Origin of the sequence: Novosphingobium sp. LASN5T (genome assembly GCF_003856955.1) — a bacterium.
GTDB lineage: Bacteria > Pseudomonadota > Alphaproteobacteria > Sphingomonadales > Sphingomonadaceae > Novosphingobium.
The window spans coordinates 1-17,644 of the sequence record NZ_RQSI01000038.1 but is presented as its reverse complement, the minus strand read 5'-3'; the positions used below and the strand labels follow the sequence as shown (position 1 = coordinate 17,644).

6 protein-coding genes are annotated in these 17,644 nt (G+C 66.7%); 3 read left to right on the top strand and 3 right to left on the bottom strand.

What is annotated here, in order from left to right:
• The first annotated feature begins 67 nt into the window (after nucleotides 1–67).
• The 3 genes from EH199_RS18945 to EH199_RS18935 all read left to right on the top strand — a co-directional run bounded on the left by EH199_RS18945 (nucleotide 68) and on the right by EH199_RS18935 (nucleotide 3,879).
• Entirely contained in the window at nucleotides 68–2,218 is a 2,151-nt protein-coding gene (locus EH199_RS18945) for a TonB-dependent receptor (RefSeq protein ID WP_190287351.1), read from the top strand.
• 76 nt (nucleotides 2,219–2,294) lie between these two features.
• The gene (locus EH199_RS18940; RefSeq protein WP_124810750.1) at nucleotides 2,295–3,179 is read left to right on the top strand and encodes a polysaccharide deacetylase family protein; all 885 of its coding nucleotides are present in this window, start codon (nucleotides 2,295–2,297) and stop codon (nucleotides 3,177–3,179) included.
• Between the two features lie 79 nt (nucleotides 3,180–3,258).
• Complete coding sequence (locus EH199_RS18935) at nucleotides 3,259–3,879, top strand: DNA-3-methyladenine glycosylase I (protein ID WP_124810749.1); 621 nt, start codon at nucleotides 3,259–3,261, stop codon at nucleotides 3,877–3,879.
• Here the strand turns inward: EH199_RS18935 and EH199_RS18930 are convergent, their stop codons facing one another.
• From EH199_RS18930 to EH199_RS18920, 3 genes are read right to left on the bottom strand one after another with little or no spacing between them, the layout of a single operon-like run.
• The gene (locus EH199_RS18930; RefSeq protein WP_124810748.1) at nucleotides 3,880–4,452 is read right to left on the bottom strand and encodes a hypothetical protein; all 573 of its coding nucleotides are present in this window, start codon (nucleotides 4,450–4,452) and stop codon (nucleotides 3,880–3,882) included.
• Nucleotides 4,453–4,468: 16 nt separating this feature from the next.
• Nucleotides 4,469–8,761, bottom strand: a complete 4,293-nt coding sequence (locus EH199_RS18925) for a TonB-dependent receptor (RefSeq protein WP_124810747.1) — start codon at nucleotides 8,759–8,761, stop codon at nucleotides 4,469–4,471.
• Between the two features lie 5 nt (nucleotides 8,762–8,766).
• Complete coding sequence (locus EH199_RS18920; protein WP_223806777.1) at nucleotides 8,767–17,346, bottom strand: SdrD B-like domain-containing protein; 8,580 nt, start codon at nucleotides 17,344–17,346, stop codon at nucleotides 8,767–8,769.
• Nucleotides 17,347–17,644: the final 298 nt, after the last annotated feature.

Below are 17,644 nucleotides of genomic sequence, written 5' to 3'. Positions count from 1 at the left end.
GCCGCGAAACCGCCTACCGGAGAGAACAAGCCAGTCCGGGGCGGAAACCATGGATGGGAGGATCGAGATGGCTTCTCGCACAATTTCTGCATTCGTTGTCAGCGCAATGGCCCTGACGATTCACGGCACCGCCTCCGCTCAGGCCCAGACCGCACCACAGGCGAACGCGGCAGAAGCGGAGGACGGTGCCTCCGCTGGTATCGGCGAAATCGTCGTCACCGCTCAAAAACGATCGGAAAGCGCCCAGAAGACGGCCGCCGCTGTCACCGCGGTAACGGGCGAGCAGCTCGTCAGTACCGGCGTTGCCGATCTGCGCGCCGTGCAGACACTGGTGCCGGGCGCACGCTTCCAGCAGGAAGGCAACTCCACGCAGGTATTCCTGCGCGGTGTCGGCTCCAACGCCGATTTCGCCAACATCGAACAAGGCGTGTCGTTCAACTTCAACGGGCTCTACATCCCGCGCGAAGCCACCAGCGTCCCGCTCTATGATATTGCCCAGCTCGAAGCGCTGCCCGGGCCGCAAGGCACGCTATATGGCCGCAGCGCGATCGGTGGCACCGTCAACGTCTCGTTCCAGCGCCCGACGCAGGACAACGAAACCAAGCTGATCCTCGAAGGCGGCAACTATTCCCTAGCCCATGCCACCGCGATCCAGAACCTCGCGCTGTCGTCGGACCTCGCGATCCGCGCGGCGGTGGACTACACCTACCGCAACGGCGTGATGAAATCCGGCGCGGATTCCAAGAACGATTTCGGCGCGCGTCTCAGCCTGCTCTACAAGCCCGGCTCGAACCTCAGCGTCTATCTGTGGGGCTACACCGTCCAGAAGAACGGGCACACGCCCAATCTGGTCAACAAGGGCTTCGATCCGGCCACGGGCGGCTACAGCGAGAACACGTTCCTGACGTCGAACCCCTGGAACGACAAGCGCGAAGGCAGCCTGGCCGCGCTTGCCCCGTTCGGCCAGCCAGTCGCGCCGGACCAGACGTTCCACAACTGGGCCGGCGGCGCGCAGGTCGATCTCGAACTCGGCAACAACCTGACGCTCAGCTACATCCCGGGCTACCTCTATCTCAAGTCCGACATCCGCAACTACTGGCTGGGCGCGCTGCCCGCACGCCAGTCGGCCGAATACCGGGAAGTCACGCAGGAACTGCGCCTGTCCGGCTCGTCCTCGAACCTGAAATGGCTGGCGGGCCTCTATGCCTACCGCACCGTCAATTCGGGATCGGCCGTCTTCCTCTATGGCTTCCCCAGCGCGTTCTTCATCAGCAACGTGCAGCGCAACCGGCTGCAGGGGGCGGCGGTGTTCGGGCAGGCGACGTACAGCTTCAGCGATGCGCTGCGCCTGACGGTCGGTGGCCGCTATGGCGTGGATGATCGCCAGGGCAACGGCATCACCCCGCTTGACCAGGTCTCAGCCTACCGCTTCTCCAAGAAGTACCACCGGTTCGATTACAAGATCGGCGTGGAATACGATGTGGCGCCGCACGCCATGGCCTATGTCACCTACCAGACGGGGTATCAGCCGGGCACCTACAACGAGTTCCAGTCCACCCCGCTCAACAATGCCGAGGTGCGGCCTGCCACGCTGAAGGCGATCACCGCCGGCATCAAGACGCGGCTGCTGGACAACACGCTGCAGATCAACGACGAATTCTTCTACTACGATTACCGCAACCTCCAGTTGCAGGCGATCAACGTCAACGCGATCCTGAATCCCATCTTCAATGCGGCGAAGGTGACGATCCCCGGCAACCAGCTTGATATTCTCTATCAGCCGGACAGCGACAACCGCATCAACCTGTCGGTCAGCTACGTCCACGCCCGCAACAAGAACTTCGTGACGCCGCTGGGAACGAGCTACAACGGTCTCAACCCGCCCTATGCGGCCGACTGGACCATCAGCGGCGGCGTGAGCCACGATTTCCACCTGAAGTCCGGCTATATCCGCGCGCAGGCCGACGCCCGGTATGAAAGCCAGTGGTGGGCGGACTATGCGCACAGCCTCGGCGTTCGCCAGCGGCCCTATGCCAAGGCCAACGCCACCCTGACCTACTATGCCGAGAACGACCGCTGGAGTGCGGGCCTGTGGATCAAGAACATCAGCAACATCGCGGTGATCGCCGCATCGGCGGCAGCCGGCATTCCCGGCCCCGGCACCGCCTATCTTGAGGAACCGCGCACGTTCGGCGCGCGCGTTACCGCAAACTTCTGAGACACGAGCAACACGTTTGAGGGGGTGCCGCCCGGGTTCGCGCCCGGGCGGCCATCTTCATGCGGGAGAGAGGACCATGCTCACCCAATCGCCCCGTTACGATTTCACGCCGATCACGCAGCGCGAGCCCATTCCCTTTCCGGACGGCAAGCGCCTGGCCGTGCTGCTTTACGTGAACCTGGAACACGTCCCATTCCTGACCACGGCGCCCGGCCACGCGATCTATCCCGGCACCACGCATCTCGTTCCCGACATCCTGAACCATGGCTGGCGCGATTATGGCCACCGCGTTGGCATCTGGCGCCTGATGGCCGCGATGGACCGGCACGGCTTCCGCGCCACCGCCCATCTCAGCACGGATGTATGCCGGGAATACCCGCAGGTCATCGCCGCCGGAAACGAACGAAACTGGGAATGGCTGGGCCTTGGCGACCACAATCAGGGCCTGATGATCGACATGACACCGGACCGGCAGCGCGGCTTCGTCCGATCGACGCTCGACACGATCGAGCAGGAGACCGGGCAGCGCCCCAAAGGCTGGATCAGCTGGTGCATGACCGAAAGCGTCGAGACGCCGGACATCCTGGCCGAAGAGGGTATCGAATACCTGTCAAACTACGCGCACGATGAATTGCCCGTGCCCCTGCGCGTCACGGGCGGATCGCTGCTGACCCTGCCCTACACCGTCGAGGTCAACGACGTGCCGACGATACTGGGCAAGGGCGAATCCGCCGCCGGTTTCGGCCAGATCATCCGGGACCAGTTCGATGTGCTGTACCACGAAGCGCAAACGCTGCCGAAAGTGATGTCAATCTCGCTTCATCCCCCCGTGTCGGGGCATCCGTTCCGCATGAAACACATCGAGCAGGCGCTGGAATACATTGCCCGTCACGACGGTGTATGGCTGGCAACCGGCGGCGAAATCAATCGCTGGTACCGGGATGCCATGGAACGTGCCTGAGCGGCGGATTTGCATCCGGCGCGTCAATGGAACATAGAAAGAACACTGACGTGATTCGGGATGATGGAGAGCGGGAGAAATGGTCGGTCTGACAACGGGCGATGACGGACGGCCACGGTGCGGCTGGTGTGCGGCCTCGGCGGAGTACATCGCCTATCATGATCGCGAATGGGGCTTCCCCGTGGAGGATGATCGGCGGTTGTTCGAAAAGCTCTCGCTCGAAGGTTTCCAGTCCGGCTTGAGCTGGCGCACCATCCTGATGAAGCGCGACAATTTCCGCGCGGCCTTCCACGGCTTCGATTTCGCGCGCGTCGCGGCGTTCGATGAGGCCGATGTCGAACGGCTGCTGCAGGATGCCGGCATCGTCCGCCACCGCGGCAAGATCGAGGCGGTGATCAACAACGCCCGCCGCGCGCTGGACCTGATCGACGAAAAGGGCTTGCTCGCCGCCTATGTCTGGAGCTTCGAACCACGGGGTGAAGCGGTCCCTCACCTCGCTTCCACCTCGCCCGCGTCGATCGCGATGTCGAAGGATCTCAAGAAGCGGGGCTGGAAGTTCGTCGGCCCGACGACCGTCCACGCCTTCATGCAGGCGATGGGACTGATCAACGACCATGCGCAGGAATGCGCGATCCATGCCGAAGCGGAACAGGCGCGGGCGCACTTCGTGCGCCCTGCCCCGTCCGCCCCGCCGCGCTGATCATTTCACGCCGGCAAAAGCCCCGCGCGCGCGATCCACGTCGCGCCAGCCGTGCAGATAGGCGATCACAGCGTCTCCCTGCTCCGCGCGGATCGCGCCGCTGCCGTTGGCGATGGCCCCTGCCACGATCTGCGCGCGAAGATGCTGTTCCACGTCTTTTCCGTCGGGTAGCCGCTTGGCCGCAAGCGGCGCGTACCGTTCCATGGCCACGCTCCAGGTGGCGCCATGGTCCACCGCGATCCGCGCCAGGCGGGCAATCTCCACCAGATAGCGCGATGCCGCGTCCTGCGCCGCCCTGCTCCAGCCGAACCGCGCGGTGCAACTGGCCAGCGCCAGCGTCATGTCGCGCGATGCGGCGGCGGAACCCTGGGCAGTCTTCACGCGGTCGGCGGGATCATCCGGCTGCTGCGCGAACAGCCCGGCGATATCCGCCCGCTGGCGCTCGTTCAGCCGGTCGTCGATGCAGCGCAACTGCTCGATCGGGGCGGCCTGTGCCGGCATCACCGACATCGGTGCCAGTTGGCAGGCGACCAGAACGCAGCCAGCCGCGATCCACGAACGCATGGTCTTCATCCCCGCACTCCCCGCATCAGAACTTGCCCAGCAGGTTCACGAACACGCCCTTGCTTGTGTAGCTCTGGTTCGAAAGGTCGCTGGAAAAGTCGGAAAAGCTGTAGCCCACGCCGACTTTCGCGTTGTTGCCCAGATGGCGATAGACCGCCGCCAGACCGCCCCAGCGGTGATCGCCCGCACGGTCGGCGGACAGGTAGTGTCCTTCAACCAGCACGTCCCATTGCCGCACCAGCCGCCAGTCGATCCGCGCCACGCCCAGCCAGGTGTTGCTGGTGACATAGGTATCGCTGTCGCGCGTGAGCGAGACGCTGCCCTTGCGGAAGGCATACTTGCCGCCCAGCGTCAGCGTGCGCGTCAGATCGTAGTTCGCGTCGATCGCGAAGATCTGGCTCTTCTGCTTGGGGCTGCCGATCTGCCCGCCCTGCGTCACCTGCCCCACCGGCCCCATGTCCTTGAGATAGGTATAGCGCGTCAGGAGGTTGAGCCGGTCGTTCGCCACCGGGCGATAGGCGAAGCCGACCGTGCCTTCGACATAGTCGGCGGCGTTGACATCTGCGGTGGTGTTGTCCGCGATGGCGAAGTTCAGCCGCGCCAGCGCGCGCCAGTCCGGGTTGAGCATGACCGAGGCATGGTTGCGGAACAGCCACACGTTCTGGCTGCGCCCCGCCCCCCGCTCGAACCGGCCTTCTACGTTGGTGCCGAACTGCACACCCTTGCTGGTATAGGCCACGCCGAACGTGGCGGCGGTGCGGCGGAAGCGGCCCGTCGTCACATCGTCGATATGGCCGTTTTCGAACGAGCCGGAGAACGACCAGTGCTCCGTGGGTGTCCAGTCCAGCCCGAAGCTGCGCGTCAGGCTGGGCGCGGTGCCGCCGTGGCCCAGCTTGTTCTCGCCGTGGATCGACAGCGCGGAGGAAAACCGATGCCGCGCGCCCAGCGTCAGCGTGCCGCGATTGGTGCGGGTGAAGCTGGTGGAAGGCTCAAGCCCCTGGTCGACCCGGTCGGTGACCAGCGCATAGCCGAGGTAGGTTTCCGATCCCCGGCCATAGCGATGGTTGAGCGTGGCGCTCGCCCCCAGCCCGCCGTCGCCTTCGGAGACTTCGGCCGCCAGCGACTGCCGGTCGGAAAGCTCCACCTTTCCGCCCAGCCCCGCACGGTTGTTGCCGCGCCGGCCGGCATCGCGGTCCAGCGTCGCCTGCCCGAAGCCATAGACCGACCACTTGCCGTGCTCCGGCTTGTAGCCCAGTTGCAGCGCGGCATCGGTCCGCTTGCCGCTTTCGGTGCTGTTATAGGCCAGCCCGACCGCGTCCTGGCTGTAGCGCAGCCCGCCGGCCAGCGTGAAACCGCCGCCCAGCCGCTGCGTCACGTCCGCCGAACCGACCGTGCGGGTGCCAGCCGCATCGGTGCGCAGATGCTGGACCTTGGCCGCCAGCGCGGTGCGGCTGCCGATCGGCAGCGCCAGTTGCGCGCCCCAGCGTTCGGTGGCGCTGGCCGTCAGCTGCGCGTTGGCGCCGAAGCCCGCGTCGAGATGCTCGAACCACGCGGAGAACTTGCCCTTATCAATTCCGGTTCCGCCAACGTCCGCCGGCTTGCCGCCCGCCAGTTCCGCGAAGTTCACCGCCACTTCCGCGCGATAGGCCATGGCCTTCACGTTGGCGCTGCCGGTCGCGCCATAGCTGGTGAAGGTGAGTCCGCCGTCGACCGAGTTCGATTGGCCGAAGCCCGGCCCCTCGGTCTGCGCGACTTCCGCCTTCACATAAGTGCCCGGATGCAACCGCACGGTGGCATCGGTGCCCAGCAGCGTCTGGTCCGCGGTGCCGGTGGTCTCGCGCTGGCCGGTCACGCCCAGGCGCACCGTATTGCCGATCCACGCGGCGGCGCGGCCGCCCACGGTATAGCCCCCCACATCGCCCACCGCCGGGGTGTATTCGTAGTTCGCGACCAGCACCGGGACGCCCGCCGAAGCCGTGCCATCGCGCACCGTCGCACTGTCGGCGGCATAGGACGAAAGCGGCTGGAGCAGCGTAAGCCGCCCCTGGAAGTAATCGATGCTGTAGTCTTCCTGCGCCTGCAGGCTGCGGCGCGAAAGCACCACGCCGGTGATCCGGTCGCGCACTTCCACCGCCAGCCGTTCCGATCCCACGGTCACGTCGCGGCGCTGGAGGTAATAGAGCGAACCGCCCGTGCCCCGGAATTCGTCGCGGCCCGGAATCGTGCCGGGATCGGACGCGAAGGCGGTTACCTGCACCCGGCTTTCGCCGAAGCTGGTGGTCTTCACGCTCTGGTGGCTGACGATCGCGCCAAACGTGCCGCGATTGAGCTGCGCCAGTTCCGCCTGCCGGATATCGGCGACGTAGTTGCCGATCAGCAGGCTGGAGCGGTCCTTCTGCACTTTCAGGTAGAACCGCCCCTGCGTCGGCGCATCCTCGACCAGCGCGGAATCGTCGCCATACGTCGTGTAGTATTCGTTGGAATTGAGCCGGCGCAGCAACTGGCGCGGGTCCTTGCGGTCGAGGTTGCTGAACAGGTCCTTGAGCAGCGTTTCGCCGGTGTCGAGCGAACTCGTCACCTTCCATCCGCTGGCGAACGTGCCCTTGGCGTAGAACGCCGCGCGGCCGGTCACATGCTCGCCCGCCGCGATCGGATCGCCGCTGACTTCCACCGCCGGGCCATGGCCCTTGGAGGACACGAACGTCAGATCGCCCTGGCCGACGATGAACCAGTCGCTTTGCTTCACACCGATGTCGCGCATCGCGGTGAACCGGGTCTGTTCGCCCTGCCCCACCGTGACCCACACCTGCCGCGCATCGCGCGCGACGATCTGCTGGCTGACGAACCGCCCGTCGGACTGGAGCGGGATCATCTGCCCGCCCACGCGCACCACTTCCGCGCCAGCGTCGGCATGGCCGGTGACCGTCACCGTCGCGGTCCGCCCGAACGGGATGTTGCGTACCGCCGCCTCGTCGCGCGACCCGAACAGCGGGCGCGGCGGCGGGTTGCCGTCGAACGGGGTATCCACCACGGCCAGTTCCTGCGGCGCGGTCTCGTCGAACTGGCCATCGCGGTCATAGACGCGATAGACGTAGAACAGGTCGCCCCCGGCGTCCTCGCCTGGCGTCCAGCGCGCCACACCGTCGCGGTCGGCGGGCACCACCGCCAGCGGCGTGCCATCGGGAGAGGCATCGGCGCGGAAAATCCGCACCTCGCCACGCGCCACTATCGCGGGATAGTTGGTATAACGGATGAACGTGGCGTCCTTCCCGCGCACCACCGCCCGCTCGCTTTCGACCAACCCGGCCGCCAGCACGGGATCGACCCGCGCGGCATCGGTCCGCACGCGGATGGCATAGGGGTTGTCGGCCGTGAGAGGCGTGGCTGCGACCGCTTCGGCGTGTGGATCGGCCAGGGCGATGTTCAGGCCATCGCCGGTGCCCATCGCGGTGGCCGGCACGGTCTGCGCAGGGTCGGGCGTAACGTGCCGGGCCGTGCTCTCGCCGCACGCGCTGGTCACGCTGACCGCCACTGCGCCGCAGTTGGCCGGGTGCAGTTGCACGGCGGCAAAGCGCCCCGCGGCATCGGCTGGCGCGATCTGGCCGGCAATGCGCACGAGTTGATCCGGCGCGGACGTCTGCCCCTCCACCGCCACCGCCTGCGCGCCGTCGAGCAGGAGCTGACGGATTGCTGCGCTATCGACCGTGCCGAAGTCGGCCCGCGCCGCCGGCTCGGCAGGGAGCAGGTGCACCGCCGACAAGACCGTGAGCGGCTGCGGCGCGGTCTCGTCGAAGCGGCCTTCCCGGTCGTAGACGCGATAGACGTAGCGCATGGCATCGCCCGCGTACGTGCTGGGCGTCCAGCGGATCAGCCCGTTGCGATCGGCCTCCACCACTGCGTGCGGCGGCCCGGCGAGCGGCGCATCCGGCGCGAATACGCGCAGTTCCGCGCGATCGACGAACGCCGGATAGTTGCTGTAACCCAGGAACAGCGCCGCATCGCCGCGGCGCACCGTGCTTTCCGAGCCAACCAGCCCGACCGACAGGACCGGCGTGGGCGCGATCGGCACGAGGCTGGCCGCGAGTGCGGCAAGGCGTGTCTCTGCGCCCGGCAACGCCGCCCGGTTGGTCAGGCTGGCCCCTATCGCCAGTCTGGAAAGCCGCGCGAAATCGGCTTGCGACGCCATGGAGCCGGGTTGCGGCGCGGCAAAGGCCGGCGTGGCGATCCCAAGCCCGGCCAGCGCGGAAACGCTGGCAAGCAGGGCGGCATGGCGCGCCTTGAACGCGGGCTGCGGGGCCAGGATGGTCTTGCGGTTCATTGGTCTTACTCCTGTCCCGATGCGCTGGTGCGAGCGCTGCCGGCGGCGATCATGTCGATCTCGATCACCGGTGGCGGGCCATCCCAGCCGTTGCGGAACACCTCGCCGATCCGGTCGTGCAGACTGGCAAGGCGGGCCTCGACCAGCGCGGCGGGTTCACCGGCGGCGGCCGTGTAGGTCGCCCGGATCGCCAGCCTTGCCGCCTTGATCGTCTTCAGGGTTTCCAGCCGCGTGGCGAAGGCGGGCAGCAGATCGGCGCTCCCGGACGCGAAGGCCCGGGCGTCGATGGCGACCGCCGCAACCCGCGCCCGCTGCACGCCGAAGTTCAACTCGCTGATCTTGCCGCGCGTCAGGCGGATCGACTGCGGGTTGTCGGTGGTCGGCGCATAGCCTTCCGGCACCGTCCGCGTGTCGAGCTTGAGCACGTAGTTGGAGCCGATCAGCGCGTTGGGCACGGCGGCGCAGGTGATGTGGTAGCGGCCATGATCGTCCGCCGTCACCAGCTGGCCGTTCACCGTGGCGAGGCGCGCGGCCGGGATGCCCGGTTCGCCTGCGTCCTGGTATCCGTTGCCGTTCAGGTCGTCATAGACCTTGCCGATCACTTCGGCGCAGTCGAACAGCGTGCTCGGCACGATCGAGACCACGGCCTGCGCCCGGTTCGAGATGTCCGAACCGTTCGCCCCGCCCCCGGTGCCACCACTGCGGGCGACGGCGGTGTTGACGCGATCCCCCTCGGTCACGCCCGCGCCGATCACCGCGATGATGCGATAGGTCAGCGTGGTGTTGCCGGGCACGACCTGGCCGTTCCAGCGCAGTTCGCGGTCGCTCGCCACCGGCTCCAGCGGCAGGCCTTCCACCCGTGCCGATCCCGCGACATAGCGGAAGCCCGGCGGGAGGATGTCCACCACCGCCACCCCGGCGCGGGTCAGCGCCTCGGTGTTGCGCACGGTGATGGTGTAAGGCACCAGATCACCCACGATCGCGGTGCGCTTGTCGCTGGTCTTGGTGACGATCAGCGGCGTGCGCGACAGGAAGGGATCGACCGGGATGTGGTTGTTCACCACGTTGCCGTCACCCTGCCCCAGCAGGAAGCCGAGGTAGTAGGTCGTCGCGTCCGAAGCCTGCGGCGCGCCGGCATTGGCCACCACGGGCGCCGGAGTGCCGCGGCCGGCAGGGTTGAACAGGCCCTGCTGCGCCGCGATCACCGTCGATTCCGGCCCGGAATATCCCGCAGGCGGCGTGATCTTCAGGCGATAGGCGGTGCGTGCCGCCGGGCACTGGGCCGCTGCGCCCGCCACGATGTCGAAGCGGTAGAGGCCATCGGCGCCGGTGACCTGGCGTGCCTGGCCCGGATCGATGAAGCAGGTATCCTCCAGCGGCACGCCGCCATCGTCCACCAGCGTCACCACCGCGCCAGGAACCGGGCTGCGGGTGACCGAGTCATAGACCACGCCAGACGGATCGATCGGCATGTTCTGTTCGGCCAGCGTGGCGTTGACCGGCAGCACCGCGCTGTCGATCCGGCCATAGACCACCCCGCTCGCCGCATGGCGGAAGCGAATGGAATAGCCATCGCCGCTCAGCAGGTCCGGAATGCTGTAGAAGCCCTTGGCGTCGGTATGCGTGGTGCCGACCACCGCGCCACCGCGCACCACTTCCACGGTCCAGCCTTCCAGCAGCGCCTCGCTGCTTTCGTGCGTGCGGCTGAGGTTGCCGTCGAGATAGACGATGCCCGAAACCGTGCTGCGCGGCGGGATCACGGTAACCGTCATCGTCGCGTTGGCGCAGTTGGTGGGGTTCAGCTTCTCGCAGATCCGGTACGGGATGGCGTAAGTGCCGTCGCGCGTGCCCGGTGCGACACCGAGGTTGCCGGTGGCGGGATCGAACGTGAAGCCGGCAGGCAGCGCGTTCACCAGTGCCAGCGTGACCGTGGCCACCGTTGCCGGCTGGCCGTTCAGCGTATCGCCGCCCAGCGCGTTCAGCACGCTGGCCGCACCCGAACCGCCGTTGATGCCGGAAACCGTGTCATCCATCGCCACGATGGGCGCGGGAATGACCGTGACGCTGACCTTGGCGGTCGCGCAGTTGGTGGGATTCAGCTTCTCGCAAATCTGGTAGTCGAAGCTGTAAGTGCCCGCCGGCGTGCCCGGCTTGACCGAGACATCGCCCGTGGCCGTATCGAACTCCAGCCCGGCCGGCAGCGTCGCCCCCGGCGCAAGGCCGATGGTGACGGTGGCCGTGGTCGCGGCCGCGCCGTTGCGGGTATCCCCGCCCAGCACGTTGACCACGCCCGTCGCGCCCGATGCACCGTTGATGCCGGTGGCGCTGTCATCCTTCGCCGTGATCGGACCGGCGCTGACCGGCACGGTTACCTTTGCCGTCGAACAGTTCGTCGGGTTCAGCTTCTCGCAGATGCGATAGTCGATGGTGTAAGTGCCCGCCGGGGTATCCGCCGGCACGCTGACCAGGCCCGTGGCCGGATCGAGCACCGGCACGGCGCCCCCGTTGATCGGCGTGGCCGGCGTGACGACCGAGATCGTGACCGTGCCCTTGTCGGCCGGCGCACCGTTCAGCGTGTCGTTGCTCAGCACGTCGATCACGCCCGCGCCACCCTGGCCGCCATTGACCGGCGGAACGGTATCGTTGGTCGCGACGATGGGCGCGGCCACCACGGTCACGCTGGCCGTGGCCGTCGCGCAGTTGGTGGGGTTCAGCTTTTCGCAGATCGTGTAGTCGAAGCTGTAGGTGCCCGCCGGCGTTCCCGGCTTGACCGAGACCGCGGCCGTGGCGGGATCGAACGTCAGCGTTGCAGGCACCGAGGCGCCCGAGGCCACCGCGATCGTGACCGTTCCCGTGGTGGCGGCCACGCCGTTGAGCGTATCCGCCCCCAGCACGTTGAGCACGCCCGCCGCGCCCGATGCACCGTTGATGCCGGTCGCGCTGTCAGGGGTGGCGACGATCGGCGCGGCCACCACCGTCACGCTGGCCGTGGCCGTCGCGCAGTTGGTGGGGTTCAGCTTTTCGCAGATCGTGTAGTCGAAGTGATAGGTGCCCGCCGGCGTCCCCGGCTTGACCGAGACCGCGCCCGTGGCGGGATCGAACGTCAGCACCGCAGGCACCGTCGATCCGGCGGCAACGGCGATGGATACCGTCCCCGTGGTTACCGCCACCCCGTTCAGCCGGTCATCCGACAGAACGTTGAGCACGCCCGAGCCGCCCGCCGCACCGTTGATCCCCGTCGCGCTATCGTTGCCCGCCGTGATCGCGGCCGCCGTTACCGGCACAGTGATCTTGGCGGTGGCGCAATTGGCCGGGTTCAGCTTTTCGCAGATCCGGTAATCGATGGTGTACGTGCCCGAAGGCGTTCCCGCCGGCACGCTGACCTTGCCCGTTGCCGTATCGAGCACGGGCACCGGATTGCCACCCACCGCCGTGGCGGGGGTAACGACCGTCATCGTCACGTCGGCCAGTTTGGCCTGCGCGTTGTTGAGCGCGTCCCCGTCCAGCGCGTCGACCACGTCGGCGGCGCCGGTCGCCCCCGTGACGGGCGAGGAGGCATCGTCGTCCGCCGTGATCGGCGCGGCGACCACGGTTACCGTTGCGGTCGCGGTGGAGCAGTTGGTCGGATTGAGCTTCTCGCAGATCCGGTAGTCGAAGTGATAGGTGCCCGCCGGCGTGTTCGGCGCGACCGAGACGTTGCCCGTCGCCGGATCGAACGTAAGCCCGGCCGGGACCGTGGCGCCTGGCGCCAGCGCGATCGCCACCGTCGATGTCGTGGCCGGCGCACCGTTCAGCGTGTCACCCGCCAGGACGTTGAGCACATTGCTGCCGCCCAGCGTTCCGTTGACGCCACCAACCGTGTCGTTCGCGGCCGCGATCACGCCAGCCACCACCGTCACGCGCGCTTCGGCGGTGGCGCAGTTGGTCGGGTTGATCGTTTCGCAGATGCGGTAGTTGAACAGATAGGTGCCCGCTGGAGTCCCCGGCTTGACCGAAACCGCGCCGGTGGCGGTATCGAAGGTCAGTTCGGACGGCACGGTCGAACCGGGCGCCACCGCGATGGTGACGGTGCCCGTGGTCGCCGCCGCGCCGTTGCGCGTGTCGCCCGTCAGCACATTCAGCACCCCGGTCGCGCCCGCCGCGCCGTTGATGCCGGTGGCGCTGTCGTTGACCGCCGCGATGGAGCCGGCGACGACCGATACGGTCTCCGTGGCGATGGCGCAGTTGGCCGGATTCAGCTTCTCGCATATCTGGTAGTTGAAGCTGTAGGTGCCGGCCGGCGTATCGGCATGGACCGAAACCTTGCCGGTGGCGGTATCGAACGTCAGCACCGAAGGCACCGTCGATCCGGTGGCAACGGCAATGGTCACCATGTCGGTGGTCGCAGCAGCGCCGTTGACGGTATCGCCGGTCAGCGCGGACAGGACGTCCGCCGCGCCGGTGGCGCCGTTGATCCCGCTGATCGTGTCGTTGGTGGCGGTCACCGGCGATGCGGTGACGATCACCGTCACGCGCGCCGTGGCGCACGTCGCGGCATCGACCTTGTCGCAGATGCGATAGTCGATGGTGTAAGTGCCCGCCGGCGTACCCGGCGCCACGCTGACCAGACCGGTCGCGGTATCCATCGTCACACCGGGATTCGTCGCCGGGGTCACGATCGTGGTGACTATCTTCGCCGGATCGATGGCGGCGTTGTTGAAGGTATCGTTGGCAAAGGCATTGACGATGTTCGTCTGGCCGGTCGCGCCGTTGACGGCCGGCGGGTTGTCGTTGACCGCCACGATCACCGCACTGGCGTGATCCTGGAACAGGTAGCCGGTCGCTGCGGTCTGCGCCGCCAGCACGATACCGCCAATGGTGTTCTCCGCCGGGGTGTTGCCACGGACCGCGTTGTTGACGGTGCCGCCGGCGCTGCCCGCGGTTTCGTTGAGGTCGTAGAAGTTGGCCGGCTGCGTTTCGACGATCGCATAGCCCGCCGCATCCGAAGGCGGCAGCACGTCGAACACGAACGCCCCCGACGCATTGGTGATGGCCGTGGCCGAAACCGCGTTGCCATAGATGTCGGTGCCGGTCAGCGACACGGTGACCCCGGCAATGCCTTCGCCGCCGTTGAACACGTTGTTGTCGTTGTTGTCGGCATAGACCGTGCCCGCGATCGACGAAGGCTTGATCTGGACGACCGCCGACTGGCTGTTGTTGGTGTTGTCGGCATCCTCGCTCAGCGGATCGCCGCTGCCGTCAAGGCCGGGGGTGATCGTGGCGGTGTCGGTCGCGTCCATCGGCGAAAGCGCGCCGCTGTAAGGGCCTTGTGCCTTGGCGCGCACTTTCAGGTCCACAAGCTGCGCAGCGCCCACGGGGAAGCTGCCGTCGATATCGCAGGTGATCGTGGTCGTGCCCGAACAGGTCAGGCCCGAAACGCTGGCGCCGCTGCCGCCGGGAATGGCGGTCGAAGGCGCGGGGGCCGCGGCATAGACGAAGCCGGCGGGCAGCACGTCGGTCACGCGCACCCGCGTTGCGGTGGAAGGCCCGTTGTTGCGGAAGCGGATGGTGAATTCGACCGGTTCGTTGACGTTGCGCATCAGCGCCCCGGTGCGCGTCTTGCTCACGATCTGGAGATCGGTGGACGGCCGGATCGTCGTCGTCTGCACCGCGCGGTTGTTGGCCGTCTGCGAATCCGCGCCCGTACCGTTCCACACCGGCTGTTCGGCCGAGGTCACTTCCGCCGCGTTGCTGTAGGTAACCGGGGCCGAAGGCGGCGTGCCGCCGATGGCGAAGACCAGCCGGAACACCACCTGCCGCGAAGGATCGAGGTAGTTGGCATCCGCGTTCGACGCATCGATGCGGCACACATAGGTCGCGCCCGAAGGCGTGCACCCTGCGTTGGGCGCCGCCTGGAGCGACAGGCCGCCGTTGGCCGCAACCGGGTTCACCGTCACCGACTGCAGCGTGGTCGTCAGCCCGGCCGGCGGCGAGGGAATGTCGGTCACGATCACGTTGGTGGCGCGCGAAGGGCCGTAGTTGGAAACGCGGATGTCGTAATTCAGCGTCTCGTCGAACCGCACCGGATCGTCGTTCACCGGGTCGCTTTCGGTCTTAGTCACGGCCAGATCGAACGCCGGGCCGTTCACTGTGTGGTTCAGCGTGAAGGCGTTGTTGCCCGCGTTGGGATCGCTGCCGCCGTTGGCATCGAGCGTCGATGTGGTGACGGTGGCCTTGTTCGCCTGGGTAATCGGCAGCGTGGCCACCGTTTCCGAACCGAACGGATACTTCGGCAGCACATCGATGCTGATCTGCCGCACTTCGGTCCGCGCGAACTGGCCCATCGCGCAGGTCACGGTGCCGGTGGAAGGCACGACCGAGCAGCTTGCGCCGGGCTTGGTCGTGCTCGGCGTACCGGTGATCTGGAACCGCGCCGGGTCGATCACATCGACCACCTGCACGTTGTCCGCCGGGTTGGCGCCATCGTTGCGCACGCTGATGATGTAGGTGGCCGGCACGCCCACGCGCACCGGATCGGGCGTTACCGACTTCGAATTGATCGTCATGTCGGCCACCGCGCCCACGCTGAAGTTCGCGGAATCGCTGTTGTTGGCGTTGTTGGTCTCGGTCGTGTCGGGCGAGAACACCGAGGCGAAGTTGGTGTAGGAACCGCTTTCGAATGGCCGGTCCACGCGGATCACCAGCGTTTCGGTGGCGCCCGCCGCCAGGTTGGACAGCGACCAGCTCACCAACCCGTTCCACGGGTTGTAGCTCATGCTGCCCGAACTGGCGCTGTTCTGGCTGACGGCGGTGACGTAGCTGCCGCTGGTGATGAAATCGGGAATGGCGTCGGTCACGTAAACCGTGCGCGCCAGGTCGCCGCCGGTGGCATTCGACACGCGCAAGCGGATGTAATAGCTGCCGTCGGTGTTCGCGACCGTCAGGTTATGCGTCCAGCCACCAGAGGCCGAAAGGCTCATGTCCTTGGCGATGGAAATGTCCGCCGCCTTGGTCGTGGAGCGCACGCCGGCCGAGCGGCAATCGTTGCCGGTGGGGCTGGAAGGCGATGACGGCGTGTGCGCCGACCCGGCGGTGCGGTCGGTACACGCGGTGTTGACCACGTCGGTATCGACACCCGTTCCCGCTTTCGTGACGAGCGAGAGGTACAGTAGATCGCCGACCTGGAGCGTGCCCGAATCCGTCGTCTGGCAGGTGACCACCACGCCCGAAACCGAACAGGACCAGTTGCCCGAAACACTGACGTAGGTTTCGTCGGCGCTCAGCGTGTCGGTCACGCGGATCGGCGTGGCCGGGGTCCAGCTTGCCGCGGACGGCCCCAGATTGCGCACCACGATGGTGCTGGTGATGTCCGCGCCGGGCGCGACGGGGCTGGGGCTCTTGGACTTGGAATAGAGTTCAAGGTCCGCGTTCGGCAGCACCACCTGGAAAGGCGCGGAGGCATCGTTGTTGCTCATATCCGGATCGGTGAATCCGCTGGGCGGGGTCACATGCGCGGTATTGGTCAGGACGCCTGAGGTTGCCGACGCGCCCGTTACCGGAATGACGAAATCCACCTGCCCCGTGGCGACGATCGACGACGCGGTGCAGGTCACCGTCTGGCCGGATCGCGCGCAGCCGGAGGGCAATGCGCCGATCGTCAGCGAACTGTCGATGGTGTCGGCGATCTTCGTTCCCGCCGGCGTCGTCTGCGGCCCGGTATTGCGGATCGACAGCACGATGCTGCCCCCCTGCCCCACGGTGATCGTGGAAGTCATCGACTTGATCGCCTGGAGGTCCGCGCCCGCCTGCACATTGGTCACGACGGTGTTGGAAATGTTGTTGCCCGTGGCGGGATCGAGCACCAGCGGATCGGTGATGCTCACCGCCGCGATGTTGCTGATCGTGCCGGCGGTGTTCTTGGTGATCTTGCCGCTGATCGTGATGGCCGGAAAGCTGCCGCCGACCGCCGGTGCGCTACCGCTGTAGTCGCAGGTCAGCGTGGTCCCGGAAAGGTTGCAGGTCCACCCCGAGCCCGTGGCGGACTGGAACTGGAAGTCGCTGGCGGCGGGAAGGTTGTCGACCACGCGGATCGCCGCGGTGGTGTTCGGCCCGTTGTTGGTCGCGGACAGGGTATATTGCAGAACGCCGCCGGCCGGCACGCTGGAAGCCGATCCGGCTTTCACCAGCGCGATGTCCGCACCCGCCCGCACCGTGGGCGTGATAGTCAGGCTGTCGTTCCCCGGATTGGAATCGCTGTTCCCGGCTGCGGCTATGGTCGCGGTCGAGTTGCTGGCGCCCGGCGTCTTGGCGGTCGCCTTGAAGCTGAAAGTCCGGGCATTGGCCACCCCACCGCCCGGCAGGGTCGTCAGGGTACAGGTCAGCGTCTGGCTGCCTGGCGTGCCGGACAGCGCGCAATACGAAGGGATGTCGCCCGCCGTACCGGCAACCTCGAAGTTCCCCGGCACCGCAATCGTGACCACGGCGTTGCTGACCGTCGGGGTACTGTTGTTCGCGACGGTGACTGAAAAAGTCGCCTGGGCGCCCGAGCCTATTGGATCAGGGTCGGCTGAATACTGTGAAACCTGCAAGTCTGCGGCGTAAGCCATCCCGCCAAGCAGGAAAACATACAGTCCGATAAATACGCGTATTACCGCGATCGACTTTGTAAATTTCATAATAAACCGACCCCTCGTCGCGCAATTTTCGTCGCGACAGACGCCAGTCGGATAAGTAAATAGTGGTTAATTCCCGGTAATTATTTGCCCAGTTGTAAAACGCATTAGAGCGGTTTCCACACGAACTGACTCGTCAGGGATTCCCTTCGCGGCGCCGTTGTGATTCAGACTTCCTGCTGGTGTCAGGAGGCCAGCATGGATGGCACGAACGCTTTCACAGGATCTTCGG